This window comes from Gemella sanguinis ATCC 700632, from assembly GCF_000701685.1.
Lineage (GTDB): Bacteria > Bacillota > Bacilli > Staphylococcales > Gemellaceae > Gemella > Gemella sanguinis.
The window spans coordinates 1-22,930 of the sequence record NZ_JNJO01000001.1; the positions used below are offsets into that span (position 1 = coordinate 1).

The 22,930-nt window shown below is 28.2% G+C and carries 17 protein-coding genes and 1 riboswitch; of the genes, 14 read left to right on the top strand and 3 right to left on the bottom strand.

Features of this window, described 5'->3' with window-relative positions; all coding sequences use genetic code 11:
- Positions 1 to 4: 4 nt before the first annotated feature.
- The 3 genes from T369_RS09355 (at position 5) to T369_RS09545 (ending at position 2,085) form a co-directional block, all read left to right on the top strand.
- On the top strand, positions 5 to 145 hold the full coding sequence (locus T369_RS09355; RefSeq protein ID WP_411431471.1) for a transposase: 141 nt from the start codon (positions 5 to 7) through the stop codon (positions 143 to 145).
- A gap of 342 nt (positions 146 to 487) precedes the next feature.
- Positions 488 to 829 (top strand): sulfurtransferase-like selenium metabolism protein YedF, encoded by a 342-nt coding sequence (yedF, locus tag T369_RS0100010; RefSeq protein ID WP_031550012.1) that lies wholly within the window; start codon positions 488 to 490, stop codon positions 827 to 829.
- A gap of 65 nt (positions 830 to 894) precedes the next feature.
- The gene (locus T369_RS09545; protein ID WP_267878956.1) at positions 895 to 2,085 is read left to right on the top strand and encodes a cobalamin-independent methionine synthase II family protein; all 1,191 of its coding nucleotides are present in this window, start codon (positions 895 to 897) and stop codon (positions 2,083 to 2,085) included.
- Between the two features lie 43 nt (positions 2,086 to 2,128).
- On the opposite strand, the gene T369_RS0100025 is transcribed toward T369_RS09545, so the two are convergent.
- From T369_RS0100025 to T369_RS0100035, 3 genes are read right to left on the bottom strand one after another with little or no spacing between them, the layout of a single operon-like run.
- On the bottom strand, positions 2,129 to 2,755 hold the full coding sequence (locus T369_RS0100025) for a hypothetical protein (protein ID WP_031550021.1): 627 nt from the start codon (positions 2,753 to 2,755) through the stop codon (positions 2,129 to 2,131).
- 26 nt (positions 2,756 to 2,781) lie between these two features.
- Positions 2,782 to 3,120, bottom strand: a complete 339-nt coding sequence (locus T369_RS09380; protein WP_210727746.1) for a hypothetical protein — start codon at positions 3,118 to 3,120, stop codon at positions 2,782 to 2,784.
- A 1-nt stretch (position 3,121) separates the two neighbouring features.
- Positions 3,122 to 3,328 (bottom strand): hypothetical protein, encoded by a 207-nt coding sequence (locus T369_RS0100035; RefSeq protein ID WP_006364449.1) that lies wholly within the window; start codon positions 3,326 to 3,328, stop codon positions 3,122 to 3,124.
- Between the two features lie 151 nt (positions 3,329 to 3,479).
- Here T369_RS0100035 and T369_RS0100040 point away from each other — a divergent pair, with 151 nt between their 5' ends.
- From T369_RS0100040 to T369_RS0100090, 11 genes are all read left to right on the top strand, one after another.
- Positions 3,480 to 4,616 carry an exonuclease SbcCD subunit D gene (locus tag T369_RS0100040; protein WP_031550030.1) on the top strand — a complete coding sequence of 379 codons (1,137 nt, stop codon included), beginning with the start codon at positions 3,480 to 3,482 and terminating at the stop codon, positions 4,614 to 4,616.
- A complete protein-coding gene (locus T369_RS0100045; protein ID WP_031550033.1) occupies positions 4,603 to 7,632 on the top strand; it encodes an AAA family ATPase in 3,030 nt (1,009 codons plus the stop codon). Before T369_RS0100040 ends, T369_RS0100045 begins: the two co-directional genes overlap by 14 nt.
- 91 nt (positions 7,633 to 7,723) lie before the next feature.
- A complete protein-coding gene (locus T369_RS0100050; protein ID WP_031550036.1) occupies positions 7,724 to 11,575 on the top strand; it encodes a PD-(D/E)XK nuclease family protein in 3,852 nt (1,283 codons plus the stop codon).
- Positions 11,576 to 11,767: 192 nt separating this feature from the next.
- Positions 11,768 to 12,598: an alpha/beta hydrolase gene (locus tag T369_RS0100055; protein WP_031550039.1), complete on the top strand. Its 831-nt coding sequence runs from the start codon at positions 11,768 to 11,770 to the stop codon at positions 12,596 to 12,598.
- A 29-nt stretch (positions 12,599 to 12,627) separates the two neighbouring features.
- Entirely contained in the window at positions 12,628 to 13,368 is a 741-nt protein-coding gene (locus T369_RS0100060; protein WP_031550042.1) for an esterase family protein, read from the top strand.
- Positions 13,369 to 13,409: 41 nt separating this feature from the next.
- Entirely contained in the window at positions 13,410 to 14,573 is a 1,164-nt protein-coding gene (locus T369_RS0100065; protein WP_031550044.1) for an ATP-grasp domain-containing protein, read from the top strand.
- Between the two features lie 121 nt (positions 14,574 to 14,694).
- Entirely contained in the window at positions 14,695 to 16,641 is a 1,947-nt protein-coding gene (locus T369_RS0100070) for a fructose-bisphosphatase class III (protein ID WP_031550047.1), read from the top strand.
- Positions 16,642 to 16,853: 212 nt separating this feature from the next.
- A riboswitch (Lysine riboswitch) is annotated at positions 16,854 to 17,031 on the top strand.
- A gap of 90 nt (positions 17,032 to 17,121) precedes the next feature.
- Complete coding sequence (locus tag T369_RS0100075; protein WP_031550051.1) at positions 17,122 to 18,615, top strand: amino acid permease; 1,494 nt, start codon at positions 17,122 to 17,124, stop codon at positions 18,613 to 18,615.
- Between the two features lie 146 nt (positions 18,616 to 18,761).
- Positions 18,762 to 20,939 carry a RelA/SpoT family protein gene (locus tag T369_RS0100080; protein ID WP_031550054.1) on the top strand — a complete coding sequence of 726 codons (2,178 nt, stop codon included), beginning with the start codon at positions 18,762 to 18,764 and terminating at the stop codon, positions 20,937 to 20,939.
- 7 nt (positions 20,940 to 20,946) lie between these two features.
- On the top strand, positions 20,947 to 21,399 hold the full coding sequence (gene dtd / locus T369_RS0100085) for a D-aminoacyl-tRNA deacylase (RefSeq protein ID WP_031550057.1): 453 nt from the start codon (positions 20,947 to 20,949) through the stop codon (positions 21,397 to 21,399).
- 2 nt (positions 21,400 to 21,401) lie between these two features.
- The gene (locus T369_RS0100090; RefSeq protein ID WP_081821885.1) at positions 21,402 to 22,856 is read left to right on the top strand and encodes an N-acetylmuramoyl-L-alanine amidase; all 1,455 of its coding nucleotides are present in this window, start codon (positions 21,402 to 21,404) and stop codon (positions 22,854 to 22,856) included.
- The last annotated feature ends 74 nt before the right edge of the window (positions 22,857 to 22,930 follow it).

Genomic DNA, 22,930 nt, shown 5'->3' on the forward strand with positions numbered 1-22,930 from the left:
AACAATAGAACGTAGCTTTGCGGATTCTAAACAAAATCACGGATACAGGTATGCACAATATAGAGGAAAAGCCAAAGTACAGTCGTACGCTTGGCTGTCTTGTTGCGTTCAAAATATGAAAACAATAGCATTAAGAGAGGTATAAAACCTCTTAATACTACTGAATTTTTGCCTTTAGGCTTATTTTTTTTGAAAAAAAATACCATAACATCAATACTAGCTTGATATTTCGGTATTTTTGTCAACAATCTGGAAGCTCAGTTAAGAATATTAACTGAGCTTTTTTTGTATAAGAAATAAAAATAAAATATTTTTTTAAAAACTGAAGGTGAATTCTAATAATATAACAAATTTACTTTAAATATTTTAAATTAAACTCTATATTTTAAAATATAAAAAAATATATGTATTTTATAATTTGTAGACTTTATTTTACAACGATGTTATAATTAATATATAAAATTATTTCAAAAAGGGAGGCTTTAAAATGGCTAAAACATATGATGTTGTTATTAAATCAACAGGAATGGGAAGTGGAGAACAAGTTCTAATTGATAACCTTATGAAAGGATTTATTCATACTCTTACTCAAAAAGAACACGTACCTCAACATATAATTTTCTATGGAGAAGGGGTAAAATTAACAACTAAAGGTTCAGAGTCGCTAGAAGATTTAGTAGAATTAGAATCACGTGGTGTTAAAGTACTTTCTTGCGGTATTTGTGTAGATTATTATGATTTAACTGATTACCTAAAAGTAGGTGGAATTACAACAATGTCAGAAGTTGTTGATATACTATCAAATAGTGAATTAGTAGTAGAACCATAATAATTTCTAGGGGTTAGTAAATAAGAATTATTAACCCCTTAATACTTATATTAGGAGGTAGAGTTATGAAAGGAAAATTTAAACCTTTTTCTACCACATTAATTGGAAGTTTACCAAGGTCTAAAGAATTATTATCGCTAAAGGAAAGCAGTAATAATTATGATAAATTTAAATCACTTTATAGTGAAAAATTGTTAGAAGAGACACAAAAAGTGGTAGAGTTGCAAAAGGATTGCGGAATTGATGTATTAGTTAGTGGAGAATTAAATAGGGATAACTATATGAGCTATGTTGCAGAAATGGTTGATGGAATTAAGTTATTAAGTATGAATGACTTAAAAGAAATTACTACTAATCTTGAAAGCTTTAATAAAAGTTTAGAAGAAATGGATGCAGCAGATAATACAATGAATAGTCCAATTTGTTATTCTAAAATAGATACTACACGTAGACTAAATGAATTAGAAGTACATAATTTTCAAAAATTTATTGATAGAGATTATAAGGTCACTTTACCAAGTCCGTATTTGCTAACTAGATCAATGTGGCTAAGAGAAATTACAGGTAAAGTCTATGAAGGAAGAAAAGAGCTAGGACATGATGTAGTAGAGTTACTGAAAAATGAAATAAGACATCTTGTTCAAGAAGGTGTAAATATAATTCAAATAGATGAACCTATATTGTCAGAAGTTGTTTTTACAAATGAAAAAGCTGATAATTCTTTCTACTGAGGTGCTTTATCAGAGAAAGTCAAGGTTGACAAAGAATTAAAATTTGCTAGAGAGTTGCTGGAGCCAGTGTTGGAAGAAATAAGAAAACATGATGGGGTATTAAGTATCATGCATGTATGTAGAGGTAACTGGACTACTGATGAGAGTGTATTGTTACAAGGAGCATATGATAAATTAGGTAAGTTTTTTGATGCACTTGATTTAGATATGTTAGCTCTCGAATTTTCTACACCTAGGGCAGGAGAAGTGGAAAAACTGTTTTCTAATAATTTTTTAGATACAAGAGTTATGTTAGGGTTTGGTTGCGTTAATCCCAGAAGTGAAGTAATAGAAACTCCAGAAGAAATAGTTGCTAGAGTAGAAGAAGTACTTCAATTTTTACCACCAGAAAGAATTTGGTTAAATCCAGACTGTGGATTTGCAACATTTGCTAAGAGACCACTTAATCCTTATCCAATAATTCAAAAAAAATTAGAGAATATGGTTGCAGCATCAAAAATACTTAGAGAAAAGTATTGTAAATAAAAAAATAGTGGATTAATACTAAATAATATTAATCCACTATTTATTATTGTTTAGAAGATTTAATTTCTAAATTTCCATTTTTTAGAGAAATTTCATCGCCTTCTTTAATTTTATCATACTGTTCTTTTGTAACAGTCGCATATTTAGTTTCACCATTTTTAGTTTTTACTTCTATCATGTAAACTGGAACTTTACTAGCTTTAATATTCTCAGCTAGTTCTTTTTGTTCGTTAGAAGCATTAGCAAAGCTATGAGTAGATAAACTATTGAATAATAATCCCCATAGCATACCATTTACAATACTACTTCTAGTGAAGAATCCACTTGTACGGTAGTTATTGTTTAGATAATTCATATATTTTTTCTTATAATCTTCGTTGTTATAACTGTTGTAATTTGAATTATAACGTGATCCGCTGCTAAAGTGTCTTGTTCGAGTTGTACTAGAACTAGACGAACTAGAAGAGCTAGAATCTGACGATTTGCTACTTGAAGATTTCGGTTTTGAACTAGATTTACTGCTGCTAGGTTTCGAGCTTCTAGATGATGAATGAGATGAAGAACGTGATTTTGCTACTGCAAAGTCAAGATTTGCTGCACCAACAGTAGTAAATATTAATGAAGTTGATAAAAATATACCTATTATTTTTTTCAATGTTTTCTTTTTCATACAATATCCTCCTAGTACTTTATAAATTAATTTTTATTATTTTCATTAGTACTATTTTCACTGTTAGTGTTGTTATCACCATTTGTGTTCTTATTCTCGTTATTAGTATTTTTGTTATCCTTATTAGTACTATTATTGTTATTATTATTATTATTATTAGAGTTATTTTCAGTACTACGTTTAGCTACAACAGTACCTTCAATATCTTCTTGTGAATTATTTTCGTTTTTCACAATATTTTCTATATTAGTTTTGTCTTCATCACCTTGATTGTTGTTAGTTTTATTTTGGTAGTAATTATATCCAAAATAAAGAACGTAGCTAATTGCAGTAAGTGATAAAAAGATTTTTAAGAATCTACCCATATTAGAAACCACCGCCTAAAACATATCCTTTAAGGTTTAATACATTTTTCAATCTATCATATTCAGAAGCAGGTATTTCAAGTTCATCACCATTTACCTGTAAGATTGTTGCATAGTCAGCATTAAGATCTTTCCAAACATCAATTACATTATTTAAATTTATTAAACCACGGTTACCATCTATTAAGACAATTTCAAACCAATTCATAAAAGTACCTCCTTATATAAATATTTATAATTATATCATATTTTGAAAAAAAAATCATTTTGCAATAAAAGTTAATTAATATGTGAATACATATAGTGTAAATTTTGATATAATATATAGGCGAACAATAAAATTATTGGAGGTGATAAGAGTGAAATTTATTCATACAGCTGACTGGCATATTGGAAGAAAGTTACAAGGAGTTGATCTTCTTTTGGATCAAAAGTTTGTATTAGAAAATTTAATAGCTGATATAAAAAAAGATAATATAGATTTCATTATTATTGCTGGGGATTTATATGATAGAAGTGTACCTAGTAAAGAGGCTACCATTTTATTACAAGAATTACTAGTAGAACTAAATATAGAAAATAATATACCTATTTTTGCGATTAGTGGAAATCATGATAGTAGGGAAAGATTGGCAGTAGGTGAAGCATGGTTTAGTAAACATGATTTTTATCTACATACTGAATTAAAACAAGCGTTTAAAAAAATTGAATTTAAAGATGCTGACATATATTTATTACCATATTTTGAACCATACGAAGCTAGAGCTTATTTTGATGATGATAGTCTAACAACACATAATAGTGCTACTAAAAGAATTATTGATGAAATATATAAAAATTTAGATGAAACAAGGGTAAATATTCTTGTGGCTCACACATTTGTTGCTGGAGGATTAGAGACTGATTCTGAAAGAGAAATATCGGTAGGAACAGTAGAAAATGTGGCAATAGAGATTTTTGAAAAATTTGATTATGTTGCACTTGGTCACTTACATAATCCAAATGCTTTAAATAATGAGAAAATTAAATACAGCGGTAGCCCGTTAGCTTACTCATTTTCAGAAGCAAAAAATACTAAAGGTTATAGATTAGTTGATATTTCAAAAGACAGTCTAAATGAAGAATTTATAGAGCTAAAACAAAAAAGAAAAATGCATAATGTAGTAGCTGATTATAATGACATATTCTCAAAAGAATTTCAGGAGAAATATAACAATAAAGAAGATTTCTTTAGTATGGAGCTTGGCGGACTAGAAGGTGTTACTGATCCAATGCCTAGAATAAAAGAATACTATCCTAATACCTTACAGCTAAAATCGAAAACAAAAAAAGAAAATAGTGATAAAAATTATGATAAAAAAGAAATTCTTACAAAGTCTCCATTAGAACTGATTGAAGGTTTTTATAAAGATGAAATAGGAGAAGAACTTTCAAAAAAACAACGAGATACTTTAGTTAGTATAGTTAAGGAGGTGGAAGCAGATGAAACCAATTAGGTTAGAATTAAAAGAATTTGGCCCATATAAACATGAGATAGTTGAATGGGATAAAATTATTAATGAACCTATATTTTTAATAACAGGGAAAACAGGATCTGGAAAATCAACCTTATTTGATGCATTTGTTTATGCCTTATATAACAAAACTACTAGTGGAAAAGATATAGCTAGTTTAAGAACAAAAACAGCTGACGATAAAACAAGAACAACAGTTATATTTGATTTTGAATTAAAAAACAAACTATATAGGGTAGAAAGAACACTAGCTTACACTAAAAAAGGAAATAAAAATCAAACTTCAGGGAAAGTAGCCCTAACAGAAATAGTAGATAATAACGAGAATGTACTTGCAACAAAAGAACAAGATGTAAAAGAAAAGATAGAACAAATAATAGGATTAGATGATAAACAGTTTTGCCAATTAATAATTTTACCACAAGGTAAGTTTAAAGATTTTCTATTATCTAAATCTAGTGAGAAAAAGGAAACACTTCGTTCGTTATTTAATACATTCTTTTATCAAAAATTTATCGATAAACTTTCGGCTTATGCAAAAGAACAGGATAATGACTATAAACTTAAAGAACGTGAATTGATTACGAAGTTTGATCAATTTATATTCGATGAAAAATTGGATAAATTCGAATTTTTAAAAGAAGAAAATTTTGAAAATGTAAATATTCAAATAAATAACCAAGGAAATATAATTTCTGAAAAAGAAAATGTGCTTACTAATTTAAATAAAGAACTAGAAAATTTAAGAGAAGAACATGCGAAAATAACTAAATTAAATGATAAGTTTGTTGAGTTTGATGAATTAAAGGAAAAATATGAAGAGATAATTAAAGAAGAAAATAATATAATAGAAATACAAAATATTATAAAAAAACTAGAAGAGCTAGAAAAAAATATAGATAGAATTTCTGAATATAATAAACTGATAACGAAAGAAAATGAACTTGTTAAGAAGAAAGAAGATCTGGAAAAAGATTTTGAAGATTATAGTAATAAACGAGATAGTAACGTAAAACTAGGAGAGCAACTAGAAGTAGAGAAAAAAGAAATAGAAGTAATTAAAAATAAATTAGCTGAAGTTAAATATTTCTATGATAATATTTCTGCATTTGAACTTGCATTTAAAGAAAAAAAAGAATGCGAAACTAAGCTTAAAGAGTTTGACAAAAATAAATTAGAGTTATCTAAGTATAAAGAAAACATACTTAAATTGGAACAAAGTAACAAACAAGAACTTGAGAAGAGTGAAAGTTTGAAAACTAATATAAGTAAAATTGATTTATCTATTGTAAAAAAAGAAGTAGAAGTTGAAAAATTAGAAGAATATAAAAATGATAAGTCATCACTAGAAAAAAATAAAGTAGAGTTAGAAGCTAAAATAGATAAGCTAAACCTACTACGACAAAAACAAAGTGACCTAAAAAATAAAGTTGAAGAGTTAGAGAAAAATAAAGAAAAAGAAATCTTAAATACTTTTTTAGAAAAATTGCATGATGGTGATAATTGTCCATTATGTCAACAAAAAATTATTCATGTTCCTGAAGTAATAGATGTAAAACATGAAGAAGACACTTTAATCAATAAAGAGTATGAAGATACTAATAAAGAAATTATTAGATTAGAAACTATTATTTCAAATGAACAAGATGATTATAAAAAATTACAACTTCAATTGAATGAGCAAGAAAAAGTAATCAATTTTGATTCGGAATCAGAATTAGAAAGTATTAAAAAAGAAAAAGATGAAAATGAAAAACTATTAAGAGTTAGTCAAAAAGCTATTGAAGAAAACCAAATTCAGCTGGATAAACTTAATAGTAAAGTTATAGAACTTGAGAAGATTATTGAGAGTGAAGGTGACTTAAAAGAAAAACTTTCATTGGCTAATGCTAAAATAGAGGAATATAACAAAAAAGTCCAACAAGATATAATAGACTTTAAAGAATATTATAAGGGACAAGAACAACAAGTAACTGAATTTAATAATAATTTCGAGAAGTATACTGAAGAAAAATCACAACTTCAATTAAAAGAAAAAGAGCTAGAAATTGATATTAAAAATAATAAAGAACGCATAATTTCTATAAATTCTGATTTAGAAGAGTTACTAGATAAATTTAATAATTCTAAACTTAAAGAATATTATAGTGATTTTAAAGAAGCGCATGAAGCATTAGAAGATCTAAAAGATTTAAAAGATTATAAGGAAAAAGTTGATGCATATAATCTAGCTAAAAAATCTTTAACTAATAATATTAAAAAATTAGAAAAAGAATTATCAAAAGAAGTTAAGCCTAATTTAGAAGAAATTAAAGAGAGAGTACAATTACAAGAAGAAAAAGTAAGCGACTTTGGTAAACAATTAGCTGTTCAAAAAAATACATACAATACAAACAAAGAACTTTATTCTGAGTTATACAATGAGTTCAAAGTTTGGGAAAGTAATATTAAAGAAGTAAGAGAAATTATTACATTAAGTAATGTATTATCTGGAAAAACTGAAAGTAAGAAATCACTAGAAACTTATGTTCAGGGGTATTACCTTGATTTAATATTAGAAGCGGGATCTAAGAGATTGTTACAGATGTCGAATGATAGATATAGATTTGAGCGTAGAATAGAAAAAGCCAAAGGTGGAGGATTACAAGGTTTAGATATAGAAATATATGATGTATATTTAAATAGTAATAGAATTGTTAATTCACTATCAGGAGGAGAATTATTTTTAGCTTCACTTTCACTTGCTTTAGGATTAGCGGAAGTTATCCAAAATGAAAGTGGCGGAATATCTCTAGAAACTATATTTATTGATGAAGGGTTTGGTTCATTAGATAGTGAAACATTAGATATGGCAATAACTACATTGATAGATTTACAATCATATGGTAGAAATATAGGAATTATCTCTCATGTAAGTGAATTAAAAGATAGAATAAGATCTAAAGTTGAAGTTTATTCAGAAAATAACTATGCAAAAGTTAGAATAACTGGTGTATAATAAAGTAGAATAGAAAGTTTTTGAAGTTTGTGATATTTTACTTATCGCAAACTTCAAAACTAAATTGATATGTTATAAGATGGAGGAAATAATGAAGTTAGAATTAATAATATCTCCTAGCGGTTTTGGGAAGACCCACTTTATAGTTAATGATATCGAAAAAAATAGATTCAATAGTAAAATTATAGTTTTAACCCCGGAACAAAACAGTTTTAATTTTGAAAAAATACTTTGTGAAAAATTTGGTGGTACATTTGATATAGATGTTATGAATTTCTCAAGTTTATCTAGAAAATTTAGCGGTATGCTAGGTGTAGATTACTTCAAAAGTATAGGGGAAGATATTAAACCTTTTTATTTTTATAAAGCTGCAAAAAATTTGGAAAATAGAAATAATTTCCTTGTAAAAAGAATTTTACAAGATAGTTCTTTTATAGGAGTAGTATCAGATATTCTTCGTGAGTTAAAGGAATATCAAGTTAGTATAAATGTTCTAGAAGAGTTTTTAGAAAAGAATATTTCTCTAGATAATGCAAGAAGAGAAAAATTAACTGCAATACTAGAAATATATACAGAGTATACAAGACTATCTAAAGAAGACAGTATATTTGATAAGCAAGATTATATAAATGAATTGCTACTGTATAGTGAATATCTGGATTTAAGTGAGTATATATTTTATATAGATGCATATTATAATTTCACAGCACAAGAATACAGCTATATAGAAAAGCTAATTTTAAAATCAAAAAAAGTAGTACTAAGTGTTGTTAGTGACGCCAATAGATATTTTAATTTTGATATAACACAAATTGCAGCTGGTTATGATTTAGATAAATTAGAATATAACAGATTTTATTTGGCTGACCTTTATAAATACGAAAAATATAAATTAGATGTATTTAGAAAATCTCATGAAATGGTAGCTAGCATCAATGAAGTTCTAAGAAGAAATAGTGAAATTGACTTCTCAGTAATAGCTATAATAAATAATGGAGAAACTTATACTATTAATTTGGAAATCTCGGAAAATAAAGTAGTAAATTATAATATACTAGATGAATATAGTAACAGATTTCAAGGTAAATCAATATTAACTTTAGCGGATAAGTATTATAGAGCTTTTAAATCGGCTAATGATGTTGATAATAGTTTTGAAATTATTCGTTCTAAAAATAAAGAATTAGAAGTTAAGACTATTTCTCGTGAAATCTTGAGATTAAAAAAATACAAAGAAGTAAATAATGAAGATATCGCAATTTTATATAGAGATAGTATTTATGAAAACTACGAATATATATTTAGAGACTATGGATTAGAAATACATCTTGATAGAGATATTGATGTGAGTAATCATAGACTAATTAAATTTTTGGATCAAGCTTTAAATATTGAAAGATTTAATTTTAGAGATGGAATTTTAAATATTATTAAAACAAATTTAACTAATTTCGAGTATTTGTATAAACTAAGTGTTCTGTCATATGTATTGTTTGGTGATAATAAAATTACTGAAAAAGATTTCTATAAAAATTATAAGAGCCTAGAAAAGGAAGAACTAATTGGTAAATTAGCACTTGAAGAAAATTTAATTAACCACCATTTTAAAGAATATACTTTTAATGAAATTTTAAATAGTGTAAAAACAATTACTACAGCCGATTTAGAAAATATCTTGGAAGAAAGATTAGTAGTTAATAAAGAAGATTTAAATAAAGAGTACTTTACAAAAGGTAGCTCTTTATATTCAACAAAACAGCTAGAAATATTAAAGGAGTTATTAATTAATCTTTATGAAAAGATAGAGGCGATTTCTAAAAGTAAAAATCTTCAAATAAAAAGATATATAAAGAGAATTGAAGAACTCTTTAATTATTGTAATATCAGAATGTATTTAGATAAAGAAGACGGGGAATATGACGATATTGAAGAGCTAAAAGTTGATAGTATTGATCGACAAGTATATAAGAAAACATTAGAATTTTTGAATAATATCTTAGAAAGATTTGGTTCAGAAAATATTACATACAACAAGTTTGTAGAGTTATTAATAATAGGATTGAAATCAATTAAATATCGTTCGATTCCAGAAATAAGCGACTCAATAATAATGTCTACTATGGATTTAGCTAAGGTAGAAAATAAAAAATATGTTTTTGTAATTGGATTTAATAAAGATGTTTTACCAGCTACAAAGCAAGATGGATTATTAGATGATAATGATAAAGAACAATTTATTGATAATAGCATATTCTTATCCCCAACAACAGGAAGTGCTCTTATAGATGAAGAATTTGTAGCTTATATTGCTTTAACTAGAGCAACAACGAAGACCTATATTTCATATAGTTTATTAGATAAAAGCTTTAAGGAGAGTTTTCCTTCACCATATTTAGCAGTTGTGAAAAATTTACTTAGTGGAATAGAAGAAAAGAATACAGATAAAATTTTAGAGTTTAATTTATCATATTATGATTACTATTTAGATAATATAGAAGAAATACTGACAATTAAAGAATTTAACTATTTATTTTCTAAATTATATCGACGATTCATGGATATTAAAGATAGTGGAACAGAAGAGGTAGAAAAGCTATCAAAAGTATTAGCTAAGTTTTTAGAAAATTATATTTCTATAAGAAAAGTTAATGCTAATTTGGATTATATGGTTCATGGTGAATTAACTGATAAAATTTATATAGATAAAGATGATATAGTAATAAACTATTTAGAGAAAGTAATTAAGGACTATAAATTTGAATTATCGGAAAATAATATTCAAGATTTCTTATCAATTAAAAATAATAATTTTTCTAAGTTTAGCATTTCTAAAGTTTCAGATTATGAGAAAAATCCATATTTATTCTTCGTGAAAAGAATACTAGGTATCAAGGAAGAGACAAAGGTGGAAATAGATAGCTTATTAATGGGTAGATTTTTCCACGCTGTTATGTCAGATGACAGAGTTGTAAACTTCATTGTAAGAAGTGGTAGTAAGATTGATATAGATATTATTAGTGATGAAGATATTGTATCTAGATTTAATATAAGACAAGTTGTAAATGAAGTAATATATAATAATACTAGTAGAGACATAGTAGATGTCTTAAATATAATGAGCCTGCTTAATACTCACGACTATATATTACAAAATATGATAAATCGATTAACTATAGCTATTTCTGTTGAAATAAAATATTATGCAATAACTAAATTTACTCCGACATTTTTAGAAAAAGAGTTTTCATTAGAAATACATAATGATGTTATTAGATGTCGTGAATTGGAAAGTAATAAAGTAGTAGAGAAGAGTTTAAGTAAAAAATATAACATTCCACCTATTAACTTTGTTGGTTTTATTGATAGAGTAGATGCCTTAGAAAAAAATATATCGGTTATTGATTATAAGAGTAGTAAAACAGATTTCTCTTTAGAAAGTTTGGAATTAGGTTTTATTTCTCAAATTTTAACTTATTCTTTAGCATGTGAAATGTTATTTAATAAAAAAAGTGAAGATATATTAGGAATATTTTATCGAGAAATCGCAAAATTAGGAAAAACTATAAAAGATTATCGTCTTCGTGGATTAGGTAATAGTGATTTAATATTACAAAGTGACTTTTCTGAAGCAACTAGTGAAGTCATGTTTTTAAGAACAACTAAAAAAGGGACAGCTATTCATGGTGCTGATGTAACTAAAGCATATACTAGTAAAGAATTAGATACTTTAGTAGAAAAAAACTTACATAATGTATTAACTTTACTTGAAGAAATATATAACTTTGATTTTTCATTAGAAAAATATGAAATAGAATATAACGAATATTATGCAGAAAGACAAACTCTTTTTAATTATGCGTCAGGAACAGATACACGACTTACACCAAAGGTTAAAGTTGAATCTAAAGGTAAAGAGTTAAGACAAAAAATATTAGGTAAATAGTTCTAAATAAAAGCTACTAGATTTTCAATATAGTAGCTTTTATTTTTGTTTAATAGTATAAAGTAAAGAAAATATTTAACTGAAAATTTTCAGAAAATTAATTAAAAAAAACATACTATTACTTGCTTTTTAAAAAATATTATTGTAGAATTGATATTAATAAATTATAAAATAAAAAAAAGGACATTATTAATGAAAAAACATTCGTATTTTTATTTAGAAATGAAGGAACATCATCTAAAAGTTCCTTATACTGGGAAAAATAGAAGAATTAGAGTTTTATTACCTAAAGGATATGCAGAAGATTTAGATAGAAGTTACCCAGTTGTCTATATGAACGATGGACAAAATGTTTTTTATAGTGGTGAATCTTTTAGTGGACATTCATGGAAGGTTATACCGGCTATTAAGAGAAATCCTGATATGCCGCGTATGATTATTGTCGGAATAGATAACGATAATGATGGCCGAATGAATGAATATGCACCGTGGAAGTTTTCAAATGCTCCATTACTGTCATTTGGGCTAACATTAGGTGGTTTGGGAAGTGAATATGCAGATTTCTTTATTAAGGTAGTTAAGCCTTTTATTGATAAAACATATCGTACTAAACCTGAAAGAGAGTACACTGCTATGATAGGAAGTTCATTAGGTGCAAATATAGCACAATATATTGGACTAGAACATAAAGATAAAGTCGGAGCTTTAGGAATTTTTTCATCAGCTAACTGGCTTAATAAGGTAGAATTTGATAGATATATCGCAAAACATAAGTTAGAAAATCAAAAAGTATATATAGAAGTTGGTACTAATGAAGGTGATGATACTGATAGAGAATTGACGTATGGAAATATAAAACAGTCATATATTAGTACCACGTTGGATTATTACCGTCAACTTATAGAAGCGGGATTGTCTACAAAAGATATTAAATTAAATGTAGTAGCCGATGGTGAACATAGTGAAGAATGTTGGGCAAAATATTTACCAGAGTGCCTAAGATTTATTAGTGAAGATTGGTAAAAATATAATTAAGAATAGGAGAATAGAATTTGAATATAGAACATTTAAGCCACTATAGTGGTAATTTAGGAAGAGAAATGGCATTAAATAGGTATGGGCATGCAGGGTTACCAATAGTAGTATTCCCTTCATCAGGAGGAACGCATAACGAGTACTATGATTTTGGTATGATTGATGCTTGTGCAGAATTTATTAATCAAGGTAAGGTTCAGTTTTTCACATTATCTAGTGTAGATAGTGAATCATGGTTATGTGATTGGAAAGCTGGTCACGATAGAGCCTTAGCACACACACAATATGAAAAATATGTTATAGAAGAAGCTATCCCATTTATTAAACATAAAACAGGTTGGTTTGGACCAATGATGGCTACAGGATGTAGTATGGGAGGTTATCATTCATTTAATATCTTCTTACAACATCCAGATGTATTTGGAAAAGTAATAGCACTTAGTGGTGTATATGATGCAAGATTCTTTGTAGGTGAATATGGAAATGACGAATTAATTTTCCGTAACTCACCAAGTGATAATATTTGGATGCAAAATGATGGTTGGTTTATTGATCACTATCGTGCTGCAGACATTATTGTATGTACTGGACTAGGACCTTGGGAACAAGATGGACTACCATCATTTTATAGTCTGAAAAAAGCATTTGAAGAAAAAAATATTCCTGCATGGTTTGATGTATGGGGTGAAGATGTTGCCCACGATTGGCCATGGTGGAGAATTCAAATGCCATACTTTTTAGAAAAGTTAAATCTATAATCTATAATTTACAATACTAAGAAAGAAAAGAGGACACAGTTATGAACTATATAGTTATATCACCATATTATCCACATAATTTTCAAAAATTTTCAATTGAGTTGAAAAATCAAGGGTTCAATGTACTTGGTATAGGAGAGGAACCATATGATCAACTTGATGATAGATTAAAAGATGCTTTAACAGAGTATTTTAGAGTTAACAGTTTAGATGATGTTGAGGAAGTAAAAAGAGCGGTAGCATTTTTATTCCACAAACATGGACCAATTGATAGAATTGAATCACAAAATGAGCACTGGATGGAATTAGATGCTGCTTTACGTACACAGTTTAATGTTTATGGTCTAAAAGAACGTGATTTGAAGAAAACTAAACACAAATCTGAGATGAAAAAATACTTTGAAAAAGCAGGGGTACCTGTCGTACCTGGTTTCTTAGTGAAAAAAGAAAAAGATATAGACAAAGGTGTTAAGAAATTAAAATTACCTTTAATTGCTAAACCTGATAATGGAGTAGGAGCAGCAGCTACATTTAAACTACAAGATAAAAAAGATGTAGAAAACTTCAAAAAAGAATGGGATGGAAAAACAGCTTATTTCTTAGAACCATTTGTTAGTGCTTCTGATATTGTAACATTTGATGGTATTGTTGATGCTAAAGGAAATATTGTTTTTTCAACTAGTATTGTATACTACTATACTCCACTAGAATTATTAAATAATAATACAATTGATTGGGTATACTATATTGATAAAGAACTTGATCCTAAATTAGTAGAGTATGGTGAAAAAGCAGTAAAAGCATTTGGTATGAAAGAAAGATTCTTCCATATTGAATTTTTCAAAACTGAAGATGATTATATAGCGATTGAATATAATAACCGTCCAGCGGGTGCTTTTGCTATTGACGTATATAACTACGCTCATTCTTTTGACTTCTTTAAACTATATGCTGAAGTTGTAAAAGGAACTAATGGAGAATTAAACCTTGATTCTAAATACGGATTAGCTTCTACAAGACGTGATTACAAAGATTATCTATATTCAGAAGATGATATTAGAAATAAATATCAAGATAAGTTAAAAGCTGTTCTTAGAATGCCAGAAGCTTTTGCTGAATTACAAGGTAATACAATGTATGTTTTAGTTGCGGATACTCTAGAAGAAATGAACGAAATGAAAGAATACGTTGAAAAATTACGATAATACAATATAGATATGATACACTTTTATTCTGTTTTTGCGGAATAAAAGTGTATTTTCTATTTGAATAAAAAGAAAAAAAGTGGTAGAATTAAAAATATAAAACGATTTCAAGGAGAACATTATGAATATATCTAGGGAACATCTAGAACTTTTATCAGAAAATTTTAGAAATATAGATGAAACAACGAAAGAAATAATTAATTTAGAAGCAATTCTATCATTACCAAAGGGAACAGAACATTTTTTAAGTGATATTCATGGTGAATATGAAGCTTTTGATCACATACTACGAAATGGATCTGGTGTAATAAAAGAAAAGTTGAAGGAGGTATTTGGGAATAGACTTCCTAAAAAAGAGCTTAACTTGCTGGCTACTATAATATATTATCCAGAAGAAAAATTAAATCTTTTAAAAAAAGAATTTTCAACTGCAGAATATAAAGAATACCAAAAGATTCTATTATTAAGACTTTTAGAGGTAACGCAAGTAGCAGCAAGAAAATATACACGTTCTAAAGTAAGAAAGTTATTACCAAAAGACTTTGATTATATTATTGAAGAGTTATTGTACAAAATGCAAACTCGTGATAAAGAAGATTATTATGAAAAAATCTTAGAAAATATTATTGAATTAGGTGCGGGAGATAAGTTTATTATAGAGTTATCTTTAAGTATTCATAAACTTATTATAGATCATCTACATATTGTGGGAGATGTGTATGATAGAGGACCTTTACCTGATAAAATAATGGATAGATTGCTTAATTATCACTCATTAGATATTCAATGGGGAAATCACGATATGTTATGGATAGGAGCATATCTAGGTGATAGAATATCTATGGCAAATGTTATTCGTATTTGTGCAAGATATGATAATTTAGATATTGTTGAAGATAGATATGGTATTTCTTTAAGAGGATTACTGAATTTAAGTGAGAAATATTATAAAGAGGATCCTTGTAAGGAATTTTTACCAAAACTTTCTAAAGACGATGAATTAAAATATAGTGAACATGAGATTTTACAAATTGCTAGAATGCACAAAGCTATGGCTATAATTCAGTTTAAATTAGAAAAACAAGTAATTGATAAAAATCCAGAGTTTAATCTACAAACTAGAGCTTTATTAGATAAAATTGATTTTGATAAAAAGACGGTTGTTATACGTGGTAAAGTACATCCAATGAAATCATGTGATTTCCCAACAATCGATAGAAAAAATCCATTTAAGTTAACGAAAGATGAAGAAAAAGTAGTAAATAAATTAAGAGAGTCATTTGTTACAAGTGAAAAATTAAAAAAACATATCGAACTATTTATTAATAAAGGTGCAATGTATAGTTGTTATAATGGTAATCTTCTAATTCACGGTTGTATGCCGGTAGATAGTGAAGGTAATTTCCAAAAATTCACATATGAAAATAAACAATATGAGGGTAAAGCTTTATTAGACTTTTTTGATAGAAAAATTCGTAGTATTTTTTATAGTGAAGAAAGAGAAGATAATGGATTATTCTTCTACCTATGGCAAGGTGAATTTTCACCATTATTTGGGAAACGTGATATGACTACTTTTGAAAGATACTTTATTGAAGATAAAGCAACTCATGAAGAAGTAAAAAATGCATATTACAAATTACGAGATAATGAAGAATTTTGTGTAAAACTATTAAAAGAATTTGGATTAAAAGAAGACGGACATATAATTAATGGTCATACTCCAGTCAAGGAAACAAAAGGTGAAGATCCAATAAAAGCCAATGGTCGTACGATTGTTATTGATGGTGGAATGTCAAGAGCATATCATAAAACAACAGGTCATGGTGGCTATACATTGACATATAATTCTTATGGATTACAAATAATGAGCCATGATATTTTCCAAAGTAAGAAAAAAGCACTTAAAGACGAAACTGATATTGTATCAACACGTAGAGTTGTAGATAAATTAACAAGAAAAAAAGTAGCTGATACAGATAATGGTGTAAAAATTAAAAAACAAATAGATTTACTTAAATTATTGTTAGACGAATACAGAAAAGGTACGATAGTAGAGCGATATTAGTATTCCATGAAAAGGGTTAAGAGTTTATTCTTAACCCTTTTTCATACTTAATAGTATATAAAATAATAGATGTATGTTAGAAGGAAAGAGTTTTAAGCCAGTCTTTAGAATATAATAAAAAAATAAATTAATTATAATTAAAATTATTGACATTCTAAAAAAAGTGTATTATACTGAAAACAGTAAATTTAATAAATACCTCACAAAAAAATAAGTGAGGTAGAGGTTGCGATTTTTAATAGTAGGGTAATGGAGAGTATAGGGCTTAATGATGTTACCTGAAAGGAAACGTCGCCGAAACAGTATTAATCCTATGTTAATATTGTTGGGACTATATTGAATAAGTATAGGACTGTCATAGTCGTAAGGCTATGTTGCGCTACTAATATCTTGTTTTGGATGAGTATGTCAGAGTATGACTCACTGTACAAAATATGGTAGATGTTATGCTTTTTTATTTTTTTCGAGGAGGTTTTTATTATGACAAATAATAGCAATAACAATGCAAATGAAGTAAAAAGAAATTTAAGATCGCGTCATATTAGTATGATAGCGATTGGTGGATGTATCGGTAGTGGATTATTCATGACCAGTGGTCAAGCAATTCATAGTGCAGGACCAGGAGGAGCAATTGTTGCTTATCTATGTATAGGACTTATGGTATATTTCTTAATGACATCTCTTGGGGAGATGGCAACATATCTTCCAACGTCAGGTTCATTTAGTACATATGCATCTAGATATGTGGATCCGTCACTTGGATTTGCTCTTGGATGGAACTATTGGTTTAACTGGGTAATTACAGTAGCTGCGGACGTAGAATTATCTGCACTAGCTATTAGTTACTGGGAGCCAATGCGCGTTTTACCACACTGGGCTTGGAGTTTATTATTCTTAGTTATTATTATCGGATTAAACGCACTTAGTGTTAAAGTTTATGGTGAGAGTGAATATTGGTTTGCTCTTATCAAAGTAGTAGTTGTTATAATTTTCCTAATTGTTGGATGCTTAACTATCTTTGGTATCCTAGGTGGAGAATATATTGGATTTAAAAACTTAACAGTTGGAGATGCACCATTCATAGGTGAAGATACTTCATTATCAAGTCAAATACTTGCGACTTTAGGAGTATTCTTAATCGCTGGATATTCATTCCAAGGTACTGAATTAATTGGTATTACTGCTGGGGAAAGTGAAGAACCAGAAAAAAGTATTCCAAAAGCTGTTAAACAAGTTTTCTGGAGAATTTTAATTTTCTACGTACTTGCTATCTTAGTAATTGGGTTATTAATTCCTTACACTTCTCCAGATTTATTAGGAGCTGAAAGTGCCGAAGAAATTGCTAAATCACCATTTACAATAGTATTTAAAAATGCTGGATTTGCTTTAGCAGCTAGTGTTATGAATGCAGTAATCTTAACTTCAATATTATCAGCTGGTAACTCTGGTTTATATGCTTCAACAAGAATGCTATACGCTATGAGTAAAGAGAAATTAGCATATCCAATCTTTGGACGTGTAACAAAATATGGAACACCTGTTGTTTCATTAATAGCGACTTCAGTAGTAGTATTTTTAATCTTCTTAATTCAGCTAACAAGTGCTAACGCATATACTTATATAGTTGCAGCAAGTGGATTAACTGGATTTATCGCATGGTTAGGTATCGCACTAAGCCACTACAGATTTAGAAGAGCTTATGTAGCACAAGGTAAAGATTTAAACGATCTTAAATATCGTGCTAAATGGTTCCCAGTAGGCCCAATTATTGCGTTAGTGTTATGTATTATTGTAATTATCGGTCAAGATACAGAACTTATAACTAAAGGTATAGTAAATTGGAGTGGAGTATTAACTACTTACATGGGAGTACCAATATTCTTATTCTTCTACCTATATCACAAAATTAGATATAAAACAAAATTAATCCCATTAGATAAAGTTGATTTATCTCAAGATGTGGATGTAAAATAATATAAAAAATCCTAGTTCATTATTGAGCTAGGATTTTTTTATGAATTGATATTTCATATTAATAAATTATATAAAATACAAGAAATTTTCTGTATTTTGTGGTATTATAAAGGGTAGAGTAAAATTTATAAAAAGGAGGAATTTCTGTGAATCTTGAATATCCATATAATTATCAAAATGTAGAAGATATGGCTAGTAAATATTTACCAGAAGAACAGATTAAGATTATAAAAGAATCTTATGAGTTGGCAAAAGATGCACATGAAGGACAATTTAGAAAATCTGGGGAACCATACATATTACATCCAATTCAAGTTGCAGGAATTTTAACTGAGCTTAAATTAGATTATGCCACTATTTGTGCAGGTTTTCTACATGATGTAGTAGAAGATACAAAATATACACTTGAAGATATAAAAGAGAGATTTGGCGATGATATTGCTGTGATTGTAGATGGTGTTACAAAGTTAGATAAAGTAAAATTCCGTTCTAAAAAACAATCACAAGCAGAAAATCATAGAAAATTATTTGTTTCAATTGCGAAAGACTTACGTGTTATATTCGTAAAATTAGCCGATAGACTTCATAATATGAGAACTATGAAGTATATGAGAGAAGAAAAACAAAGAGAAATAGCTAGTGAAACTTTGGAAATATATGCACCGCTAGCTCACAGACTTGGGATTAGTTCTGTAAAATGGGAGTTAGAAGATACTTCGCTTAGATATTTACATCCAGCACAATATTTTTCTATTGTTGGTATGATGAAACAAAAACGAAGTGCTCGTGAAGAAAGTATAAAAGAAGCTTGTGAAAGTATTACTGCATTATTAGGTGAAAATAATATTAAAGCACAGGTTAATGGTAGACCAAAACATATTTATAGTATCTATAAAAAAATGGTTAAGCAAAATAAAACTTTTGACCAAATATATGATTTACTAGCTGTACGTGTTCTTGTAGACTCTGTTGCTGATTGTTACGCAACATTAGGGCTTGTAAATAATTTATGGGTTCCAATTCCAGGTCGTATAAAAGACTATATTGCAATGCCAAAACCTAATATGTATCAATCATTACATACAACAGTTATTGCACCAGATGGGCAAACTTTAGAAGTTCAAATAAGAACATACGAGATGCATGAAATTGCAGAAAAAGGTATCGCAGCACACTGGGCATATAAAGAAGGTAAAAAAGTAAATAAAGATAATAATTTTTATGAAAAACTTAACTGGTTCCAAAAAATTGCAGAAAATGATGAAACTGAAGCAACCGCAGAAAGTTTCATGGAATCTCTTAAAGTAGATTTATTAAGTGATAAAATCTATGTATTTACACCAAATAGTGATATTATAGAATTACCTAAAGGTTCATGTATAGTCGATTTTGCTTATGCTATTCACTCAGAAGTTGGTAATAAAATGATAGGGGCTACTGTAAATGATAAGATAGAAGCTTTTGATTATAAGTTATCAACTGGCGAAATTTGTGATATAAGAACTAGTAAAAATTCTACAGGACCAAAACGTTCATGGCTAGACATAGCACGATCATCACAAACTAAATCGAAAATAAAAGCATTCTTCAAAAAAGCAGCTAGAGAAGAAAACTTAATTAAAGGTGAAATTCTCTTAAAAGATGAGATAAAAGCTAATAACTTTGATATTGATGAAGTTTTGACTGAAGAAAATATCGAAATAGCATTAAATAGATATAAATTTGCCACTCTAGAGGAGCTATATGTTTCAATCGGTTATGGTGGAATTTCAGCAAACAAAGTATTTGCTCGTCTTACAGAAAAAATAAGAAAAGAAAAACAAACACAAGAAAAACTTGAAAAACTAGTTAATGCTGAAGAAGAGAAAAAAATAGTCACAGAAACTGGTGTCTATGTTAAAGGTGTTGATAATATTCTTGTAAGATTATCAAAATGTTGTCAACCAATTCCTGGTGATGATATAGTAGGATTTATTACAAAAGGTAGAGGAGTTACTGTACACAGAAGTAATTGTCCTAACTTAAGTGAGGAAGATAAAGCAAGACTATTAGATGTTGAATGGGTACAAAGCTTGAATGCTAGAAGATATAGCGTTACATTGCAATTACATGCATTTGACAGAGAATTACTTCTTCAAAATATACTGTTAACACTTAGTGAAAGTAGAGTAGAAATTAAAAAATTACATTCAGAAGCTAAGTCAGATAAAACTAGTGTGACTACAATAGGTATATATGTTAAAAATGTCAGTGAATGTGACTTTATGATTAAGAAATTACGTCAAATTCCTGATGTATATAGTGTAGAAAGAATAGTGAAATAGGTGAAGTATGAAAGTAGTATTACAAAAAGTAAAAAAAGCTAGTGTTAGTGTAGATAACAAAATAGTTGGTGAAATAGATAAAGGTTATTGCCTTCTTGTTGGAGTTCATAAAGATTCTACAAGCGAAGATGCTAAATACTTGGCAAAGAAAATTGCTGAAGCAAGACTGTTTGAAGATGAAAATGGTAAACTTAACCTAGGATTAAAAGATGTAGGTGGTAGTATATTATCGGTTTCTCAATTTACATTATATGCTGATACTAAAAAAGGTAAAAGACCTAGCTTTACTAGTGCAGCTCGACCAGAAGATGCAAACAGGTTATACGAAGAATTTAATGAACACCTTAGAGAAGAAGGTATTAAAGTAGAAACTGGAATATTCCAAACTATGATGAAAGTAAATATAGTTAACGATGGACCAGTTACAATAATTTATGAAAAAATATCAGTGAGAAAATAGAAATGAATATGAGAATAAAGAGAAAAAGAAGTGATAATACAATATTATGGCTTATCTCAACTATGTTAGTATTATTCGTTTTAGCAGGTGGTATGTACTATATTAATTCTAAGATTAATCCATCTGCAAATGCTGACGACCAAATGACAATCTCTAAAGAAGTAGAGGTTAGAACAGGACCGGACGATTCATATCCAGTTTTGAAAAAAGTTCCTGCAGGGGATGTAATAGAAGTATTAAGTAAAACTGATTCATGGTATGAAATTGAAACGAGTGATAACTATGTTGGTTGGGTTCCAGGATGGAGTATTTTAGGTAGTGGTCAAAAAAATCCAGAAGACCAAAATAAAGAAAAACTATCATCATATGCAGTAGTTCTAAATCCTGTAATGAAGCAAAATGAAACACCGGATTATAAAGGTGTCTATCCTAAAACTTACAATCTTAGAATTGCTAAAGAGTTGAAACAAAAACTAGAAGCGGATGGAATAAAGGTATTTTTAACAAGAGATAATGATGAAAATATCCCTTCACAAGATTCTATAAAAAAACTTGTTGCTGATAATAAAGCAGAGATGTTAGTTGATCTTGATGTTGTTAATACAGATACTAAAGGTACCTTTGGTGCTAAAGTATACTATAGTACTACAGAGTCAGCGATTATAGCTAAAAGTATCGAAAAACATCTTTCTAATAATTACATATCAAAAGTATCTGCTTCAGAAAAACAAGGAAACTTTAGTCAATTGAGTGATAAGCTTCCACAAGTTAGAGTAGTATCAGGTAATATACATGATAAAGTAGATGTTGATATATTAAATGATAGTGTGGCTCAAAAACAATATATTTCTGCATTAAAAGAAGGAATAGAAGGTTACCTATATTATCAAATTAATATTGATAACTATAATGCAAAACGTAAAGAACAGTTATTAAACTTACCTCAAAAAGGATTAACAATTCCTATGTATTATATGAAGCAAGATGCTTATAAAAATATAAGTTACGGTACAGACGGTAAGAAAACAATAGAAGAAAATGGTGATGCAATAGTATCATTAGCTATGATTTCTAACTATCTTGGACTAGAAGGGGCAAGTGTTGAGGACATTGCATCTTGGGCAGGAAGTAAGTATTATATTAAAAACCAAGGTACTCAACCAACAATTGTTTCTGCCTTTGCTAAAAAATATAATGTAAAAGCTGATGAGATAGATACAGATAATACTGTTCAAAATATTGAAAAAGCCTTAAAAGAAAATAAACCAGTACTAATAAGACTAAAATCTGGATTGTTTGGAGATAAAGTAACTTATAAGGTAATACGTGGTTACGAGGATGAGAAATTCTACATTAATGATCCAAATGACGATGATGTTAAGTTAACTAGTTACAATGGTTTCACAGAAAATGATGTTAAAAATAATATTGCACAAGCTTGGGCAATAAGTAAATAATATGAAGAACTTTAAAGTAGTATTGTACTACTTTAAAGTTCTTTTTTTAATTAGCAACAAAAATAGTAAACAAC